The sequence below is a fragment of the Rahnella sp. PAMC25617 genome (genome assembly GCF_050606005.1).
Classification (GTDB): domain Bacteria; phylum Pseudomonadota; class Gammaproteobacteria; order Enterobacterales; family Enterobacteriaceae; genus Rahnella; species Rahnella variigena.
In genome coordinates, this window is sequence record NZ_JBOCUM010000006.1 from 650,322 (window position 1) to 668,417 (window position 18,096).

Here is an 18,096-nt window from a genome sequence, read left to right on the forward strand (position 1 = left end):
GGTTTGGAAATCATGACAATAAAGAACGTAATTTGTGACATTGATGGCGTGCTGTTGCACGACAATACCGCAGTACCCGGCGCCGACCGTTTTCTCGCGCGAATTCAGGAACAGGGAATGCCGTTAGTTATCCTCACTAACTACCCTTCCCAGACAGCGCAGGATCTGGCTAACCGCTTCAGCGCAGCCGGTCTTGAAGTGCCTGAAAGTGCATTTTTCACCTCCGCGATGGCGACCGCCGATTTCCTGAAACGCCAGGAAGGCAAAAAAGCCTATGTCGTCGGCGAAGGCGCATTGATTCATGAACTGTATAAAGCTGGTTTCACCATTACCGATATCAATCCTGATTTCGTGATTGTTGGCGAAACCCGTTCTTACAACTGGGATATGATCCATAAAGCCGCGTATTTCGTGGCTAACGGCGCACGCTTTATCGCGACCAATCCGGATAATCACGGACACGGTTTTGTCCCGGCCTGTGGCGCGTTATGCGCACCTATCGAAAAAATCACCGGACGCCAGCCGTTTTACGTCGGCAAGCCAAGCCCGTGGATCATCCGCTCGGCGCTGAATAAAATGCAGGCGCATTCCGAAGAGACGGTCATTGTGGGTGACAATCTGCGCACCGACATACTGGCGGGCTTCCAGGCCGGTCTGGAAACCATTCTGGTGCTGTCCGGCGTTTCCACGCTCAATGATATTGAGGGAATGCCATTCCGCCCGACCTGGATTTATCCTTCCGTTGCCGATATTGACGTAATTTAACGGCCACTGATAAGTCTATGAAAACGAGCCCGGATTTGACTCCCGGCTCGTTTTTTTTCGTCTTGCCGCCTGATTTTTATCCACTTTTCTATTTTTTTGAATCCTCCTCAATTTTTGGCAATTAAATTAAGAATTCGCTAAAGAAAACGCCATAAAAATGATGATTCGTTAAAGATCACCCTCCCTCTACCAACTATTTATCAGAAGAGCGTTAAACCACTTGCACAACATGGGGGTTTTGACGCATTTTCATAGTCAGCAACGCAACAACCGCCGGTTAAAACTGCAAGAACGGCAACGTTGATCCTCATTCATAAACGTAAAAATGACAGCCAGAGAAACGTCGTTAGGGAGAAAGCAATATGTGTTCAATTTTCGGTGTGCTCGATATCAAAACTGACTCCGTCGAGCTGCGCAAAAAAGCGCTGGAACTGTCGCGCCTGATGCGTCACCGCGGACCAGACTGGTCCGGCGTGTTTGCCAGCGATAAAGCGATTCTGTCGCACGAGCGTCTGTCCATCGTTGACGTGAACAACGGCGCACAGCCTCTGTACAACGCAGCACACACTCACGTTCTGGCTGTTAACGGCGAAATCTACAACCACCAGGCTCTGCGCGCAGAACTGGGCGATAAATATGAATTCCAGACCGCATCTGACTGCGAAGTTATTCTGGCGCTGTATCAGGAGAAAGGCCCTGCTTTCCTCGATGAACTGCAAGGCATGTTCGCCTTTATTCTGTATGACACAGAAAAAGACGCGTACCTGATTGGCCGTGACCATCTGGGCATCATTCCGCTGTATATGGGTTACGACGAACACGGCAACATGTATGTCGCTTCTGAAATGAAAGCGCTGGTGCCGGTTTGCCGCACCATCAAAGAATTCCCGGCAGGCAGCTATCTGTGGAGCCAGGACGGTGAAATTCGCGAATATTACCAACGTGACTGGTTTGACTTCGAAAACGTCAAAGACAACGTCACTGACGCTGCGGCGCTGAAAGATGCGCTGGAAGAAGCAGTGAAAAGCCATCTGATGTCTGACGTGCCATACGGCGTGCTGCTGTCAGGTGGTCTGGATTCCTCCGTGATTTCCGCGATCACCAAGAAATTTGCCGGTCGTCGTATCGAAGATAAAGATCAGAGCGAAGCCTGGTGGCCGCAACTGCATTCCTTTGCGGTCGGTCTGGAAGGTTCTCCGGATCTGCGCGCAGCTCAGGAAGTCGCTAACCATTTAGGTACCGTGCACCACGAAATTCATTTCACCGTGCAGGAAGGTCTGGATGCTATCCGTGATGTTATCTATCACATCGAAACGTACGACGTGACGACTATCCGTGCATCAACGCCGATGTATCTGATGTCGCGTAAAATCAAAGCGATGGGCATCAAAATGGTGTTATCTGGCGAAGGCGCAGACGAAGTGTTGGGCGGCTACCTGTATTTCCATAAAGCGCCAAACGCCAAAGAATTCCACGAAGAAACCGTGCGTAAATTGCTGGCCCTGCACATGTATGACTGTGCGCGTGCCAACAAAGCCATGTCAGCCTGGGGTGTGGAAGCCCGCGTACCGTTCCTGGACAAAAAATTCCTCGACGTTGCGATGCGTATCAACCCTAAAGACAAGATGTGCGGCAACGGCAAGATGGAAAAACATATCCTGCGTGAATGTTTCGAGTCATATCTGCCACACAGCGTGGCATGGCGTCAGAAAGAACAATTCTCTGATGGCGTAGGTTATAGCTGGATCGATACTTTAAAAGAAGTGGCCTCTCAGCAGATCACCGATCAACAGCTCGAAACTGCGCATTTCCGTTTCCCGTACAACACGCCGACGTCCAAAGAAGGCTACCTGTACCGCACGATTTTTGAAGAATTGTTCCCGGTCCCAAGCGCGGCGGAATGCGTGCCTGGCGGCCCTTCTGTGGCCTGTTCTTCTGCGAAAGCGATTGAGTGGGATGAAGCGTTCAAAAACATGGACGATCCATCCGGGCGTGCTGTTGGCGTGCACCAGTCCGCCTACAAATAATCTCTTCCCTGGTAAATCTCCTTGTAACAAACGGGCCTGTTATGGCCCGTTTTTTTGTGGGTAAAGCCACTAAAAATAATGTCTTTTGTCCAATTAATCACCAGAGTGGTTATAAGCCAGACAAATGGACGCCATCAGGGCTTTTTCTCCAAAAAAGGTGTTGACGCAAAACGGTCATATACGCATAATGCGCCCCGCAACGCCGATGAAGGTAGCGCGAAAAAAGATGGCTACGTAGCTCAGTTGGTTAGAGCACATCACTCATAATGATGGGGTCACAGGTTCGAATCCCGTCGTAGCCACCATCTTTTTTGCGGGAGTGGCGAAATTGGTAGACGCACTAGATTTAGGTTCTAGCGCCGCAAGGTGTGCGAGTTCAAGTCTCGCCTCCCGCACCATTTCCAGACATCGGTAGCACAGTTGGGGTATCGCCAAGCGGTAAGGCACTGGTTTTTGATACCAGCATTCCCAGGTTCGAATCCTGGTACCCCAGCCATTTTCTTATCTTTCACATTGCGTTACTGATGTGTTTGTGAGGAAAATCCAATTTGAAGAAGTTGTACTGTTGGGGTATCGCCAAGCGGTAAGGCACTGGTTTTTGATACCAGCATACCCTGGTTCGAATCCAGGTACCCCAGCCATACTTCTTTCTGTATAATTGGTAAGCACTTGAAATTTATTATTAAGTTAGTTAAATTAGTGCTTGAAGTTTTGAAGTAAGTCAGTAAAATTTGGCTACGTAGCTCAGCTGGTTAGAGCACATCACTCATAATGATGGGGTCACAGGTTCAAATCCCGTCGTAGCCACCATTTTACTTGCAGTACACTGCTCAAAAGGTAGTGAGAAATAAAATTGGGGTGTCGCCAAGCGGTAAGGCTCTGGTTTCTGATACCAGCATACCCAGGTTCGAATCCTGGCACCCCAGCCACATTAAGAAAGCCCGCCTCGTGCGGGCTTTTTGCTATTTGTCTTTTAGTCAGCAAAAAAGAAAGGCAAACCAGTATTTCTCCGGTTTGCCCTGAGCTGATTAAATCCCTAAAGCATATTTCAGTGCTTTGGTTTTCAGTGCGCCGGCACGCTGTGCGGTCATTAACGCCAGATTACGCAACGCTTTCACCGGTGGCAGATCGTTGCTGAAGGCGGTATAGAACAAATCCATGCCGCTTTGCATCAGCAAATTATCCAGACGACGCTGACGCTGATAGCGTAACAACACTTTTTCACTGCTCCACGCCTCATCATGATCCCGCGCTTTCTCCAGCACTGAGAGCAATGCTTCCACGTCACGATATCCCAGATTCACGCCCTGCCCTGCCAGCGGATTAATGGTATGCGCCGCGTCACCCACCAGCGCCAGCCCCGGTAACACGTAACGCTGAGCATGACGGCGAACCAGTGGAAACGCCCCTGCGGATAACGCTTTGACCGTGCCCAGTCGTGCAGGGAACGCCTGCATCACTTCTGTTGTGAGCTGCTGCATATTCAGCGTTTTCAGATAACGGATACGCTGCGGACTGTCATACCAGACCAGCGAGGCCTGATTGCCGAACAGAGGCAGAAACGCCCGCGGGCCGGAAGGGAAAAATTGCTGCCAGGTGACGTCCTGATCCGGCGTTTCAGTTTCAACGTTAATCAGCATGCAGTGCTGGCGGTATTCCCAGCCATCCACGCCAATGCCCGCCAGCTGGCGTACCAGTGAGTTCGCCCCGTCGGCGGCAATCACCAGTTTCGTACGCAACAAATCCCCCGTGGTCAGCTGAAGCGACCAGGTTTTATCATCGTGCTGCAAAAGATGGCGTAACTTTGCCGGACAAAAACGCGTCAGATTGGTGAGTGCGTCGAACTGCTGCCACAACGCAAGCTGCAATACACGGTTTTCGACCATGAATCCAAGCTCCGGTAATCCTAGGGATTGCGCGTCAAATTTCACCTCAGAACCGTCCACTTCCCAGGTTTCCAGGCGGCGGTACGGTACTGAGCGCATTTTCTCAACGGATTCCCATGCGCCCAGTTTCTGTAAAAAGCGGGCGGATGCACAGCCAATGGCGGAAATACGCAAATCAGCCGGTGCCGACGGATCAAATCCGGCGGGCGCTTCATTCTCTATCAGTGCGACTTGCAGACCTTGTTTTGCCAGCCCCAACGCCGCAGCTGCGCCGACCATGCCGCCGCCGACAATTACTGCATCAAATGTCTTCTCAGAATTATTCATTTTATTCCGGCTTTCTGTTCAGTTCATTATGCGAAGTGTACCGGATTTTTGTGTCAGCATCAGGGCCTAAGCTGCTTTCCTGCACTGGTCAGCACCGGAGTGAGGGTTTACAATAGCGCCCCTGAACTATGCTTTGCACTGCGGCATTGCCGATCTCACGTTCCCCGTATTGAGTACTGACACGCTGATGACTAAAAAACTGCACATAAAAACCTGGGGCTGCCAGATGAATGAATATGATTCATCTAAGATGGCTGACCTTCTCGACAGCACCCATGGTTACCAGCTGACGGATAACGCTGAAGAAGCAGACATTCTGCTGCTGAACACCTGCTCAATCAGGGAAAAAGCGCAGGAGAAAGTCTTCAGCCTGCTCGGACACTGGAAATTACTGAAGAAGAAAAATCCGGATATCATTATCGGCGTCGGTGGCTGTGTAGCCTCGCAGGAAGGCGAAATGCTGCGTAAACGCGCGCCTTGTGTTGATATCGTCTTCGGCCCGCAAACCCTGCACCGCTTGCCAGAAATGGTGAACCATGTGCGTGGCACTAAAAGTCCTGTCGTCGATATCAGTTTCCCTGAAATCGAAAAATTTGACCGGCTGCCGGAACCGCGCGCCGACGGCCCGACCGCTTTCGTTTCCATCATGGAAGGCTGCAACAAATATTGCAGCTTCTGCGTGGTGCCTTATACCCGCGGCGAAGAAGTCAGCCGCCCGTGCGATGACGTGCTGTTCGAAGTCGCCCAGCTGGCCGCGCAAGGCGTACGTGAAGTCAATCTGCTGGGCCAGAACGTCAATGCGTATCGCGGCGATTCTTTTGACGGCGGCATCTGCACCTTCGCTGAGCTGCTGCGTCTGGTGGCGGCCATTGACGGCATCGACCGTATCCGTTTCACCACCAGTCATCCGGTCGAATTTACCGATGACATTATTGATGTCTACAAAGACACGCCGGAAGTGGTGAGCTTCCTGCATCTGCCGATTCAGAGCGGTTCCGACCGCATTCTGACCATGATGAAACGCCCTCATACGGTGCTGGAATACAAATCGACGATCCGTAAGTTACGCGCTGCGCGTCCTGATATTCATTTCAGTTCAGATTTCATCATTGGCTTCCCTGGCGAAACCAATGAAGATTTTGAACGCACAATGGATTTGATCGCACAGGTCAATTACGACGTCAGTTTCAGCTTCATCTACTCTCCGCGCCCTGGCACACCGGCGGCGGACATGGTGGATGATGTGAGCATGGACGAGAAGAAACAGCGTCTGGCGCTGTTACAGGACAGAATCACTCAGCAGGTCATGCGTTTCAGCCGCGCCACGCTGGGCACCGTTCAGCGCATTCTGGTGGAAGGCACGTCCCGCAAGGACATTATGGAGCTGACCGGGCGTACCGAATGTAACCGCGTGGTCAACTTCGAAGGCACGCCGGATATGATCGGTAAGTTCGTGGATGTCGAAATTGTCGATGTGTATGCCAACTCACTGCGCGGTGTGGTTGTCCGCACCGAAGAACAGATGGCGCTGCGCCTGCATGAATCTCCGCAATCGGTCATCGAACGTACCCGTAAAGAAAATGAATTGGGCGTTGGAATGTATCAACCCTGAACCATAGTAATGATGTATGACCCGATATCGACAGGGCGCTCCGGCGTCCTGTTTCTTTTGAAATTTTCGCTAATACCTTCATCACAAGGGTTTAATTTTCCAGCAAAGGCCGCATATCCGGATGAAGGTCCCTGCAACTGCTGCCACGGCGCAGCATATTTTGCCAAGGGCATGTATTATTAAGTCAGGTATGGTTGACGGCTGAAAGCAGTAATCAGCCGGGTGTTTCATAAAACGTACCCGTAATAATTCGAGTTGCATAAAGTCGAGTGAATGCAGCCAACACACTCTGTAGCTTCAGAATGAAGGGTAAACTGGTCCGAAGTGACCCAAAGGATTCGTTTGAACGTTGTAACACAAGAGATTTTACTGGAGCCCGAAGACAACCAGCGTTTGCTGAGCCTGTGCGGGCCGTTTGATGACAATATCAAACAACTGGAGCGCCGGTTGGGCGTTGAAATCAACCGTCGTGATAACGCGTTTAAATTGGTCGGAAAGAGTCTGCCTGTTGCGGCAGCCGCCGACATCCTGCGTGATTTATACGTAGACACTGCGCCGCTGCGTGGTGAAATCCAGGATATCGACCCTGAAAAAATCCATCTGGCGATCAAAGAAAGCCGGGTGCTGGAACAAACCGCAGAAAGCGTGCCGGATTTCGGCAAAGCGGTCATTATCAAAACCAAACGCGGGATGGTGAAGCCGCGCACGCCAAATCAGGCGCAATACATCGCTAATATCCTCGACCACGATATCACCTTCGGGATTGGTCCTGCGGGTACGGGTAAAACCTATCTGGCCGTGGCTGCTGCGGTGGATGCGCTGGAGCGTCAGGAAGTACGCCGTATTCTGCTGACCCGCCCTGCTGTTGAAGCCGGTGAAAAGCTGGGCTTCCTGCCGGGCGATCTCAGCCAGAAAGTCGACCCGTACCTGCGCCCGCTGTATGACGCATTATTCGAAATGCTCGGCTTTGAAAAAGTGGAAAAACTGATTGAGCGCAACGTCATTGAAGTCGCCCCGCTGGCTTACATGCGTGGCCGTACGCTGAACGACGCCTTTATTATTCTCGATGAAAGCCAGAACACCTCTATCGAACAGATGAAGATGTTCCTGACCCGTATTGGTTTTAACTCCAAAGCGGTGATCACCGGTGACGTCACGCAAATCGACTTGCCGCGTCATCAGAAATCAGGGCTTCGTCATGCCATTGAAGTGCTGTCTTCCGTTGAAGAACTCAGCTTCAACTTCTTCCACAGTGAGGACGTCGTCCGTCATCCGGTGGTGGCGCGCATTGTTGTCGCGTACGAAGCCTGGGAAGAAGAAGACCAAAAACGCCGCGATGCGATTGCCGCAGAGCGTAAACATGAACACCAGAACAGCTCAACACAACAGGCCGGTCAATGAATACGGTAATTCTCGATTTACAAATTGCCTGCGAAGAACCCGCAGGTTTACCGTCTGAAAATGACTTTCAAAAATGGCTCGAAGCTGTTCTTCCACAATTTCAGGAAGAATCGGAAGTGACCATCCGTCTGGTCGATATCCCCGAAAGTCATGAACTGAATATGACGTATCGTGGCATGGATAAACCGACCAACGTGTTATCCTTCCCGTTCGAAGCACCTCCGGGTATGGAGATGCCACTTCTTGGCGACCTGATTATTTGTCGTCAGGTCGTTGAAAAAGAAGCGAAAGAGCAGGATAAAGAACTTCTGGCCCACTGGGCGCATATGGTGATTCACGGCAGTTTGCATTTGCTGGGCTATGACCATATCGTTGACGAAGAAGCCGAAGAAATGGAATCGATTGAAACTGAAATCATGCAGGGTTTGGGTTATCCAGATCCGTACATTTCAGAGAAAGAAGACCACTGATTTATCAGTAAACTCGCGCAGCGCCTGCCCGGTGAAGGTTTATCATCCGCAGGCGTTTCGCATAATTTTCACTAACTACGAGTAAAAAAAACCAAACGCCATGAGCGATGACCATTCACAAAATAGTGACAGCCCCAGTCCCAAGAAGGGCTTCTTTTCCCTTATCCTTAGCCAGCTTTTTCACGGTGAACCTAAAAACCGTGGCGATCTGGTTGAGCTGATCCGTGATTCAGAACAAAACGATCTGATCGACCCCGATACCCGGGACATGCTGGAAGGCGTGATGGATATCGCCGAGCAGCGCGTGCGGGACATCATGATCCCCCGTTCTCAGATGATCACGCTAAAACGCAATCAGCCGCTGGAAGAGTGCCTCGATGTCATCATCGAATCCGCACACTCACGCTTCCCGGTGATCAGCGAAGATAAGGATCACATTGAAGGCATCCTGATGGCCAAAGACCTGTTGCCGTTTATGCGCACAGAGTCTGAACCCTTCAGCATCGATAAAGTGCTGAGAACCGCGGTCGTTGTTCCTGAAAGCAAACGCGTAGACCGCATGCTGAAAGAATTCCGCTCCCAGCGTTACCACATGGCGATTGTCGTGGATGAATTCGGCGGCGTTTCCGGCCTGGTCACCATCGAAGATATTCTCGAACTGATCGTCGGCGAAATCGATGATGAGTACGACGAAGCGGAAGATCTGGATATTCGCCAGCTCAGCCGTCATACGTATACCGTCCGCGCCCTGGCGCCGATTGAAGATTTCAATGAAGTGTTCCAGACCCACTACAGTGACGACGAAGTCGATACCATTGGTGGTCTGGTGATGCAGTCATTTGGCCATTTACCGGCGCGTGGCGAAAGCATTGAAATTGACGGTTACCTGTTCAAGGTTGCGATGGCCGATAGCCGCCGTATCATTCAGGTTCACGTAAAAATACCGGACGACGCGCCGCAACCGATACTGGAAGAATAATTCTCCATGGCAATTGCCTCTTTATATCAACGCCAGCGGGTTCGCGCCCTGCTGGCGCTCTTTTTCGGTGCCTGTGGCACGCTGTCATTTTCCCCTTATGACTTCTGGCCTGCGGCGATTATTTCGCTGTGCGGTCTGCTGGCATTAACGCTCGATCGCCGTCCGGGTCAGGCCGCGTTGATCGGCTTCTTCTGGGGGATGGGACTGTTTGGCAGCGGCGTAAACTGGGTGTATGTCAGTATCGCCACCTTTGGCGGCATGCCGGAAGCGATTAACCTTTTCCTCGTCGTGTTGCTGGCAGCCTATTTGTCGCTGTACACCATGCTGTTTGCCGGATTGTTCAGCAAACTGTGGCCAAAAACCACCTGGTGGAAACTGGCTCTTGGCGCGCCCGCCCTGTGGCAGATGACTGAATTTCTGCGCGGCTGGGTACTGACCGGTTTCCCGTGGCTACAGTTTGGTTACAGCCAAATCGATGGCCCGCTTAAAGGCCTTGCCCCCATCACTGGCGTCGATGGCATCACGATTTTGCTCACTTCGCTGAGCGGCCTGATTGTGTATGCGGTACATCAGCGTCGCATCACGCCGGGGCTCATTGCTGTTGCTATGTTGCTGCTGCCGTGGCCGTTGCGTTATATCCACTGGTATCAGGAACAGACCGATAAAACGGTCGATGTGGCACTGGTTCAGGGCAATATTCCGCAGTCGATGAAGTGGGATCCAAAGGCGCTGGAAAGTGCATTGCAGACCTATCTGGATCTCAGCCGTCCGTACGTGGGCAAATCCAGCATGATCATCTGGCCGGAATCGGCGATTTCAGACATTGAATCCGATCAGCAAGGTTTCCTGAGCATGGTAGATAATATCTATCGCTCACACGGCACCCAACTCATCACCGGCATTATCGATGCGCGCCGTAACGAAGAAGGCATGAAGGTGTATAACAGCGCCATCGTGCTCGGCGGGGAAAAGCCGTATCGCTATCCCGACGAAAATCGTTTCAACAAGCATCATCTGGTGCCGTTCGGTGAATTCGTGCCGCTTGAAGCCATTCTTCGCCCTCTGGCACCGTTCTTTGATTTGCCGATGTCAGGACTGACCAGTGGTGATTACGTGCAAAAACCGCTGGTGGTCAGCGGCCTGAATCTGACCACGGCAATATGTTATGAAGTGGTCTTCGGTGAACAGGTGCGTGATAACCTGCAACCGGACACTAACTTCCTGCTGACGATTTCCAATGATGCCTGGTTCGGACATTCCATCGGCCCGTGGCAGCATTTCCAGATGGCACGTATGCGTTCGCTCGAACTGGGTCGCCCGTTACTGCGCAGCACCAACAACGGCATTACCGCCGTGGTGAATGCGCAGGGCGATGTGACACACGAAATCCCGCAATTCACCCGTCAGGTGCTGAACGTGAAAGTCACACCGACAACCGGTATGACACCGTATGCCCGGGTGGGCTGGTGGCCGGTATGGTTCGCAACAGTAGTGATGGCGGGCGCCGCCTTGTGGCTTGGCCGTCGTAAATCCTAAGTAAACGCATTTCGCAGTGAAAACAGGCACCTCCGGGTGCCTGTTCTTTTATGTCGCACCCTGTTCTGCCCCGCTCTTCCCGCTCCCTTTTACCTGCTGCCGATTTTTGAGACTACCGCATTTAGCGCTGCAGGAATGACGGCTAATGAAGTTAAATCGGGCTATCTGGCACGAGTCTTGCTACATCTGATTGAAAGATATCTGTTTAGTGATTTTTTGCGACGGGATGCATCATTTTGATACAAACAGGCTGATCCTCATGCACTTTTTCAGTGCACAGCTATTTGATTGCTTCGAATTGGTGCGCGTCTCGTCTCAAAAAAGAAACAATATGGTTTCATAATATTCACATTCAGCTATTTTCTAGCTTCATATGACGAGGCATTAGTACTTTCTGATCCCTGAGTTTGGATCCCTAATGACAGCAAGGAGTTGGACATGCAATTGCGCAAATTGGCATTATCAGTACTGTTGGCAAGCGTTACCGTAAGCAGCTTTGCTCACGCAGAAGAACTGACCGGTACCCTGAAAAAAATTAAAGACAACGGCGTTATCGTTGTGGGTCACCGCGAATCCTCAGTGCCCTTCTCTTATTACAATAACGAACAAAAAGTCGTGGGTTATTCACAGGACTACTCTGACGCTATCGTCGATGCCGTGAAGAAAAAACTCGACCTGCCAAACCTGCAAGTCAAGATGATGCCGATCACTTCCCAGAACCGTATCCCGCTGTTGCAAAATGGGACCTACGATTTTGAGTGCGGTTCAACCACCAACAATCTGGAACGTCAGCAACAGGCCGCGTTCTCTGACACCATCTTCGTGATTGGTACCCGCCTGCTGGTGAAAAAAGGCTCCGACATTAAAGATTTTGCTGATCTGAAAGGCAAAACTGTAGTGGTGACTTCCGGTACTACCTCAGAAGTGCTGCTCAACAAGCTTAACGAAGAGAAGAAACTGGATCTGCGCATCATCAGCGCGAAAGACCACGGTGACTCCTTCCGTACGCTGGAAACTGGCCGTGCTGTTGCCTTTATGATGGACGATGCCCTGCTGGCCGGTGAACGTGCTAAAGCCAAAAAACCTGATAACTGGGAAATCATCGGCACCCCGCAGTCCAAAGAAGCTTATGGCTGCATGATGCGTAAAGACGATGCGGAGTTCAAAAAACTGGTTGATGACACCATCGTGAAAGCGCAGACCTCCGGTGAAGCCACTAAATGGTTTGAAACCTGGTTCAAAAAACCAATTCCTCCGAAAAACCTGAACATGAACTTTGAACTGTCTGACGACATGAAAGCTCTGTTCAAAGCGCCAAACGATAAAGCGCTGTAAGAAATACCAGACAGACAGGTATAACCAAGAGAAGAGTGAAAAGTGACTAAAATATAAGGCTGGCCCACCAGCCTGTGATGATAAAGATGCGGGGTGGTCGTTCCCCACCCCGCGTTTCTTCCCATTCACTTTAGGCGGAATTACGTCATCACTCAGAGGGTAATTCATTACCCGTGTTACGGAGTTTTTATGTCAATAGATTGGAACTGGGGCATTTTTCTGCAACAAGCGCCCTTCGGCAATACCACTTATCTGGGCTGGATTTGGAATGGATTTCAGGTCACTGTCGCACTGTCAATTTGCGCATGGATCATCGCCTTCTTCGTCGGTTCTCTGTTCGGTATCTTACGTACCGTCCCCAATCGCGTCCTCTCAGGCATTGGTACGTGTTACGTTGAGTTATTCCGTAACGTCCCATTGATCGTTCAGTTCTTCATCTGGTATCTGGTGGTCCCTGAATTACTGCCTGAAAATATCGGCATGTGGTTTAAATCTGAACTGGCGCCGGACGTGCAATTCTTCACCTCATCTGTGATTTGTCTCGGTTTGTTCACCGCTGCCCGCGTGTGCGAGCAGGTGCGTGCTGCGATTCAGTCACTGCCAAGCGGGCAACGCAACGCGGGACTGGCGATGGGTCTGACCCTGCCACAAACCTACCGTTATGTGCTTTTGCCGAATGCTTATCGCGTGATTGTGCCGCCGATGACTTCTGAGATGGTCAACCTTGTTAAAAACTCCGCCATCGCCTCGACGATTGGTCTGGTCGATATGGCGGCACAGGCCGGTAAATTGCTGGATTACTCCGCGCATGCGTATGAGTCTTTCACTGCGATTACCCTGGCTTATGTTCTGATTAATGCCGTCATCATGCTGCTGATGCACTTTGTAGAACGGAAAGTCCGCCTGCCGGGCAACATGGGAGGTAAATAAGCATGCATGAATTTGACTGGAGTTCTATTGGTCCCGGTCTGCCCTATCTGTGGCAAGGCATGGTCATTACGCTGAAGATTACGTCACTGGCGATTGTGGTCGGTATTTTGTGGGGCACGTTGCTGGCGGTGATGCGTTTATCGACGTTTAAACCGATCAGCTGGTTTGCTTCTGCCTACGTCAATCTGTTCCGTGCCGTTCCGCTGGTAATGGTGTTGTTGTGGTTCTATCTGATTGTGCCGGGCTTTTTACAGAAAGTGCTCGGGCTGTCACCGAAAACTGATATCCGCCTGATTTCAGCGATGGTGGCATTTGCGCTGTTTGAAGCGGCCTACTATTCCGAGATCATCCGCGCAGGCATTATCAGTATCGCCCGCGGCCAGTCTTCTGCCGCACTGGCGCTGGGTATGACGCAGTGGCAGTCGATGAAGCTGGTTATATTGCCGCAGGCTTTCCGCGCCATGGTGCCGCTGCTGCTGACACAGGCGATCGTATTATTCCAGGATACTTCGCTGGTGTACGTTCTGGGCCTCGCGGACTTCTTCCGCAGTGCATCCAACATTGGCGACCGCGACGGTACGCTGGTTGAGATGGTGCTGTTTGCAGGACTTATTTACTTTGTTATCAGCCTTTGTGCTTCCTTGCTGGTGCGTTATTTGAAGAAAAGGACCGTTTCATGATTTCACTGAAGAATGTTTCTAAATGGTACGGGCACTTTCAGGTGCTTACCGATTGCAGCACCGAAGTTAAAAAAGGTGAAGTTGTGGTGGTTTGCGGGCCTTCCGGCTCAGGTAAATCGACGCTGATCAAAACCGTTAACGGTCTGGAGCCGGTTCAGAAAGGCCAAATCCTGGTTAACGGCACGCCAGTGAATGATAAGAAAACCAATCTGGCGCAACTGCGTGCCAAAGTGGGCATGGTGTTCCAGCATTTTGAATTGTTCCCGCACCTTTCTATCATCGATAACCTGACGCTGGCACAGGTCAAGGTCCTGAAACGCGATAAAGCCGCAGCAAAAGACAAAGGCCTGAAATTACTGGATCGCGTCGGTTTATCCGCACATGCCAATAAGTTTCCGGGTCAGCTTTCCGGTGGTCAGCAGCAGCGTGTGGCGATTGCCCGTGCGTTATGTATGGATCCTATCGCCATGTTGTTTGACGAACCGACTTCTGCGCTTGATCCGGAAATGATCAACGAAGTGCTGGACGTGATGGTTGAACTGGCAAACGAAGGCATGACGATGATGGTGGTCACGCACGAAATGGGCTTCGCCCGTAAAGTGGCTAACCGCGTGATTTTCATGGATGAAGGTAAAATTGTGGAAGATCGTAATAAAGACGATTTCTTCAATAATCCGGAATCAGACCGTGCGCGGGACTTCCTAGCGAAAATCCTGCACTGATCAGACTAGTTCCAGCAACAGGAACAAATCAGCCCCGCATTTGCGGGGCTGATTATTGATAATCAAGGCTCAAACGGACGGCGCGTAAACTCTGTATGGCCGCACTTAGGACATTTGCTCAGAATTTCCGGCGTATACACCGCTAAATTGAAATGACAGTTTTCACAGACCAGATTCCCCAGCCCGACCACTTCCCCACTGTGATAAATCCCGTGATGGCTGACATCTTTAAACACTTCTTTCCATTCCAGCTGGGTTTTGTCGGTCATATCCGCCAGCTCTTTCCACAGGCTTTCTTTAATCACCCGCATAAATACGCTGTCCGTGCCGTCATCTTCAGCTTCTGCTACTGCCTGCTGATTTTCAGAATAACTGCGCGCAAACTCATGCAGGTCGCGTCTTACCGCTGACGTTAGCTGTTCAATCTGGATTTCAGACAGTTTGCCTTCGTTTTGCAGCTCAATACGGGCATCCTGCACCAGCGCGCTGATATCACGTTCCCCATTTTTTAACCGTTCAGTGAGTGAAGCCACCAGCTGGCGGTAAGATTGCGTAATATTGCTCATAATTTCTTCTCCTTGAACTGACGTGATCATTTGCCCGACGAAAGCGCATTGACTTTATTTTAGCCGTAAATCCCTGATCCGTTGCGCAGATTATGTCGTGCCGGCTCGCAGATTATGAATATTGCGCCAATAGCGGACAGAAATCCCCTTTAGCCTTCGCTGGGTGTTGTTGCACCATCCGCTTATCAGCTATGCTATGCGGATCTTTTGATTAAAACTTTTTGAGCTACAGGCGTAGCTGTTTTCACTCACAGGACCACCGGCCGCCATGCAAGAGCAATACCGTCCAGAAGACATCGAGTCACACGTTCAGCTTCACTGGCAAGAGAAGCAAACCTTCAAAGTTACCGAACAGCCTGGCAAGGAGAAATACTACTGCCTCTCCATGTTGCCTTACCCGTCGGGTCGTCTCCATATGGGACACGTGCGCAACTACACCATCGGTGACGTGATTTCCCGTTATCAGCGTATGCTCGGCAAAAACGTTCTGCAGCCAATCGGCTGGGATGCTTTCGGCCTGCCTGCTGAAGGTGCTGCGGTGAAAAACAACACTGCGCCTGCTCCGTGGACGTACGAAAACATCGAATACATGAAGAACCAGCTTAAATTGCTGGGCTTCGGCTATGACTGGGATCGCGAAGTGGCGACCTGCAAACCGGATTATTATCGCTGGGAACAATGGTTCTTCACCAAGCTCTATGAAAAAGGCATGGTTTATAAGAAGACCTCCGCGGTGAACTGGTGCCCGCATGACCTGACTGTTCTGGCGAACGAACAGGTTATCGATGGCTGCTGCTGGCGTTGTGATACCAAAGTAGAACGCAAAGAAATCCCTCAGTGGTTTATCAAAATCACCGATTACGCCGATCAGCTGCTTAACGATCTGGACACGCTGGAAAGCTGGCCAGAGCAGGTTAAGACCATGCAGCGCAACTGGATTGGCCGTTCCGAAGGCGTGGAAATCACTTTTGACGTGGCAGACAGCGACGAAAAAGTGACGGTTTACACCACCCGTCCGGACACCTTCATGGGCGCGACTTATGTCGCCGTGGCTGCGGGTCATCCGCTGGCGCAACAGGGTGCACAAAACAATCCTGCCCTGACCGATTTCATCGATGAATGCCGCAATACCAAAGTTGCCGAAGCAGAAATGGCAACAATGGAGAAAAAAGGCATGGCAACCGGTCTGTTTGCTATTCACCCGCTGTCTGGTGAAAAGCTGCCAATCTGGGTCGCTAACTTCGTTCTGATGGAATACGGCACCGGCGCCGTGATGGCCGTTCCAGGTCACGACCAGCGTGACTGGGAATTCGCCACTAAATATGACCTGCAAATTAAACCGGTTATCCTGAATCTTGATGGCAGCCAGCCTGACGTCAGCGCAGAAGCGATGACAGAGAAAGGCACGCTGTTCAATTCAGGCGAATTTGACGGTCTGAGCCACGAAGACGGCTTTAATGCCATTGCCGACAAACTGGTTGCTCAGGGCGTAGGTCAGCGCAAAGTCAATTACCGCCTGCGCGACTGGGGTGTTTCCCGTCAGCGTTACTGGGGTGCACCAATCCCGATGATCACGTTGGAAGACGGTACCGTTATTCCTACACCAGAAGATCAACTGCCGGTTATTCTGCCGGAAGACGTCGTAATGGATGGCATCACCAGCCCGATCAAAGCCGATCCTGAGTGGGCGAAAACCACCGTGAACGGTATCCCGGGTCTGCGTGAAACCGACACCTTCGATACCTTCATGGAATCTTCCTGGTATTACGCGCGTTACACCTGCCCGCAATATGACGAAGGTATGCTGGATCCGGCTGCTGCCAACTACTGGCTGCCGGTTGATCAGTATGTCGGTGGTATCGAACACGCCATCATGCACCTGATGTATTTCCGCTTCTTCCACAAACTGATGCGTGACGCAGGTCTGGTTGATTCTGACGAACCGGCAAAACGTCTGCTGTGTCAGGGTATGGTTCTGGCTGACGCCTTCTACCACACCGGCAGCAACGGCGAACGTATCTGGGTTTCTCCGACAGATGCCACGGTTGAGCGTGACGAAAAAGGCCGCATTACTAAAGCCACTGATCCGCAGGGCCGCGAGCTGGTTTATGCCGGCATGAGCAAGATGTCCAAGTCTAAAAACAACGGCATCGACCCGCAGGTCATGGTAGATAAATACGGCGCCGATACTGTGCGTCTGTTTATGATGTTCGCTTCACCGGCTGAAATGACGCTGGAATGGCAGGAATCAGGCGTTGAAGGGGCAAACCGCTTCCTGAAACGCGTCTGGAAACTGGCCTTCGAGCACACTGCAAAAGGCGCTACCGTTGATCTGGACGCAGCTTCTCTGAACGAAGCGCAAAAAGATCTGCGTCGCGACCTGCACAAAACGATCGCTAAAGTGACCGATGATATTGGCCGTCGTCAGACCTTCAACACCGCTATTGCAGCCGTGATGGAGCTGATGAACAAGCTGGGGCGTGCGCCGCAAGAGACCGAACAGGATCGTGCGTTGCTGCAGGAATCGTTGCTGGCGGTTGTGCGTATGCTTTATCCGTTCACTCCACACGTTTGCTTCACCCTCTGGCAGTCACTGAAAGGTGAAGGCGATGTCGATACCGCGCCGTGGCCACAGGCTGACGAAAAGGCAATGGTTGAAGACTCTAAGCTGGTCGTGGTACAGGTGAACGGTAAAGTGCGTGCTAAAATCACCGTAGCCGCTGATGCTACCGAGCAGCAAGTGCGCGAGCGTGCGGCAGAAGAGCATTTGGTCGCAAAATATCTGGATGGGGTTACGGTTCGCAAAGTAATCTACGTCCCGGGCAAACTTCTTAACCTGGTTGTAGGTTGAGTCAAGGAG

At 51.3% G+C, this 18,096-nt stretch carries 14 protein-coding genes and 6 tRNA genes; 18 read left to right on the forward strand and 2 right to left on the reverse strand.

Translation table 11 applies throughout. The annotated features are described in order from the left end of the window. Nucleotides 1-12: 12 nt before the first annotated feature. From ACM615_RS09075 to ACM615_RS09110, 8 genes are all read left to right on the forward strand, one after another. Nucleotides 13-765, forward strand: a complete 753-nt coding sequence (locus ACM615_RS09075; protein WP_113876248.1) for an HAD-IIA family hydrolase — start codon at nt 13-15, stop codon at nt 763-765. Nucleotides 766-1,127: 362 nt separating this feature from the next. Further along, entirely contained in the window at nt 1,128-2,792 is a 1,665-nt protein-coding gene (gene asnB, locus ACM615_RS09080) for an asparagine synthase B (protein ID WP_129638374.1), read from the forward strand. Nucleotides 2,793-3,020: 228 nt separating this feature from the next. Next, nucleotides 3,021-3,097, forward strand: a tRNA-Met gene (locus ACM615_RS09085). Nucleotides 3,098-3,105: 8 nt separating this feature from the next. Then, nucleotides 3,106-3,190 (forward strand) — tRNA-Leu (locus ACM615_RS09090). A gap of 23 nt (nt 3,191-3,213) precedes the next feature. Beyond that, nucleotides 3,214-3,288 (forward strand) — tRNA-Gln (locus tag ACM615_RS09095). Nucleotides 3,289-3,358: 70 nt separating this feature from the next. Then, nucleotides 3,359-3,433 (forward strand) — tRNA-Gln (locus ACM615_RS09100). Nucleotides 3,434-3,525: 92 nt separating this feature from the next. Next, nucleotides 3,526-3,602, forward strand: a tRNA-Met gene (locus ACM615_RS09105). A 44-nt stretch (nt 3,603-3,646) separates the two neighbouring features. Beyond that, a tRNA-Gln gene (locus ACM615_RS09110) sits at nt 3,647-3,721 on the forward strand. 99 nt (nt 3,722-3,820) lie between these two features. Here the strand turns inward: ACM615_RS09110 and ubiF are convergent. Next, nucleotides 3,821-5,005: a 3-demethoxyubiquinol 3-hydroxylase gene (ubiF, locus tag ACM615_RS09115; protein WP_112287644.1), complete on the reverse strand. Its 1,185-nt coding sequence runs from the start codon at nt 5,003-5,005 to the stop codon at nt 3,821-3,823. 187 nt (nt 5,006-5,192) lie between these two features. On the opposite strand from ubiF, the gene miaB reads away from it, so the two are divergent. The 9 genes from miaB to ACM615_RS09160 all read left to right on the forward strand — a co-directional run bounded on the left by miaB (nt 5,193) and on the right by ACM615_RS09160 (nt 14,670). Then, a complete protein-coding gene (gene miaB, locus ACM615_RS09120; RefSeq protein ID WP_112287667.1) occupies nt 5,193-6,617 on the forward strand; it encodes a tRNA (N6-isopentenyl adenosine(37)-C2)-methylthiotransferase MiaB in 1,425 nt (474 codons plus the stop codon). 324 nt (nt 6,618-6,941) lie between these two features. Next, a complete protein-coding gene (locus ACM615_RS09125) occupies nt 6,942-8,018 on the forward strand; it encodes a PhoH family protein (protein ID WP_113876055.1) in 1,077 nt (358 codons plus the stop codon). Then, nucleotides 8,015-8,488 (forward strand): rRNA maturation RNase YbeY, encoded by a 474-nt coding sequence (gene ybeY, locus ACM615_RS09130; protein ID WP_120160339.1) that lies wholly within the window; start codon nt 8,015-8,017, stop codon nt 8,486-8,488. Before ACM615_RS09125 ends, ybeY begins: the two co-directional genes overlap by 4 nt. Nucleotides 8,489-8,588: 100 nt before the next feature. After that, nucleotides 8,589-9,467: a CNNM family magnesium/cobalt transport protein CorC gene (gene corC, locus ACM615_RS09135; RefSeq protein ID WP_015698153.1), complete on the forward strand. Its 879-nt coding sequence runs from the start codon at nt 8,589-8,591 to the stop codon at nt 9,465-9,467. Between the two features lie 6 nt (nt 9,468-9,473). Further along, complete coding sequence (lnt, locus tag ACM615_RS09140; RefSeq protein ID WP_431011790.1) at nt 9,474-11,003, forward strand: apolipoprotein N-acyltransferase; 1,530 nt, start codon at nt 9,474-9,476, stop codon at nt 11,001-11,003. Nucleotides 11,004-11,441: 438 nt separating this feature from the next. Further along, nucleotides 11,442-12,338 (forward strand): amino acid ABC transporter substrate-binding protein, encoded by an 897-nt coding sequence (locus ACM615_RS09145; protein ID WP_112287639.1) that lies wholly within the window; start codon nt 11,442-11,444, stop codon nt 12,336-12,338. Between the two features lie 189 nt (nt 12,339-12,527). After that, nucleotides 12,528-13,268, forward strand: a complete 741-nt coding sequence (locus tag ACM615_RS09150; RefSeq protein ID WP_112287638.1) for an amino acid ABC transporter permease — start codon at nt 12,528-12,530, stop codon at nt 13,266-13,268. Nucleotides 13,269-13,270: 2 nt separating this feature from the next. Then, complete coding sequence (gene gltK, locus ACM615_RS09155) at nt 13,271-13,948, forward strand: glutamate/aspartate ABC transporter permease GltK (RefSeq protein WP_013576487.1); 678 nt, start codon at nt 13,271-13,273, stop codon at nt 13,946-13,948. Next, on the forward strand, nt 13,945-14,670 hold the full coding sequence (locus tag ACM615_RS09160; protein WP_095921160.1) for an amino acid ABC transporter ATP-binding protein: 726 nt from the start codon (nt 13,945-13,947) through the stop codon (nt 14,668-14,670). The genes gltK and ACM615_RS09160 overlap by 4 nt, the downstream gene beginning before the upstream one ends. A gap of 62 nt (nt 14,671-14,732) precedes the next feature. Here the strand turns inward: ACM615_RS09160 and ACM615_RS09165 are convergent, their stop codons facing one another. Beyond that, nucleotides 14,733-15,236, reverse strand: coding sequence for a zinc ribbon-containing protein (locus ACM615_RS09165; RefSeq protein ID WP_112287636.1), 504 nt, complete (start codon nt 15,234-15,236; stop codon nt 14,733-14,735). A gap of 268 nt (nt 15,237-15,504) precedes the next feature. On the opposite strand from ACM615_RS09165, the gene leuS reads away from it, so the two are divergent. Next, nucleotides 15,505-18,087, forward strand: coding sequence for a leucine--tRNA ligase (gene leuS / locus ACM615_RS09170; RefSeq protein ID WP_431011791.1), 2,583 nt, complete (start codon nt 15,505-15,507; stop codon nt 18,085-18,087). Nucleotides 18,088-18,096 lie beyond the last annotated feature (9 nt).

What these genes read in the sequence shown, in the direction of transcription:
- ACM615_RS09160 (WP_095921160.1), top strand. Translation starts at nt 13,945, where the DNA reads ATGATTTCACTGAAGAATGTTTCTAAATGGTACGGGCACTTTCAGGTG.
- ACM615_RS09150 (WP_112287638.1), top strand. Translation starts at nt 12,528, where the DNA reads ATGTCAATAGATTGGAACTGGGGCATTTTTCTGCAACAAGCGCCCTTC.
- miaB (WP_112287667.1), top strand. Translation starts at nt 5,193, where the DNA reads ATGACTAAAAAACTGCACATAAAAACCTGGGGCTGCCAGATGAATGAA.
- gltK (WP_013576487.1), top strand. Translation starts at nt 13,271, where the DNA reads ATGCATGAATTTGACTGGAGTTCTATTGGTCCCGGTCTGCCCTATCTG.
- ybeY (WP_120160339.1), top strand. Translation starts at nt 8,015, where the DNA reads ATGAATACGGTAATTCTCGATTTACAAATTGCCTGCGAAGAACCCGCA.
- ACM615_RS09145 (WP_112287639.1), top strand. Translation starts at nt 11,442, where the DNA reads ATGCAATTGCGCAAATTGGCATTATCAGTACTGTTGGCAAGCGTTACC.
- ubiF (WP_112287644.1), bottom strand. Translation starts at nt 5,005, where the DNA reads ATGAATAATTCTGAGAAGACATTTGATGCAGTAATTGTCGGCGGCGGC.
- corC (WP_015698153.1), top strand. Translation starts at nt 8,589, where the DNA reads ATGAGCGATGACCATTCACAAAATAGTGACAGCCCCAGTCCCAAGAAG.
- ACM615_RS09165 (WP_112287636.1), bottom strand. Translation starts at nt 15,236, where the DNA reads ATGAGCAATATTACGCAATCTTACCGCCAGCTGGTGGCTTCACTCACT.
- lnt (WP_431011790.1), top strand. Translation starts at nt 9,474, where the DNA reads ATGGCAATTGCCTCTTTATATCAACGCCAGCGGGTTCGCGCCCTGCTG.
- ACM615_RS09075 (WP_113876248.1), top strand. Translation starts at nt 13, where the DNA reads ATGACAATAAAGAACGTAATTTGTGACATTGATGGCGTGCTGTTGCAC.
- leuS (WP_431011791.1), top strand. Translation starts at nt 15,505, where the DNA reads ATGCAAGAGCAATACCGTCCAGAAGACATCGAGTCACACGTTCAGCTT.
- asnB (WP_129638374.1), top strand. Translation starts at nt 1,128, where the DNA reads ATGTGTTCAATTTTCGGTGTGCTCGATATCAAAACTGACTCCGTCGAG.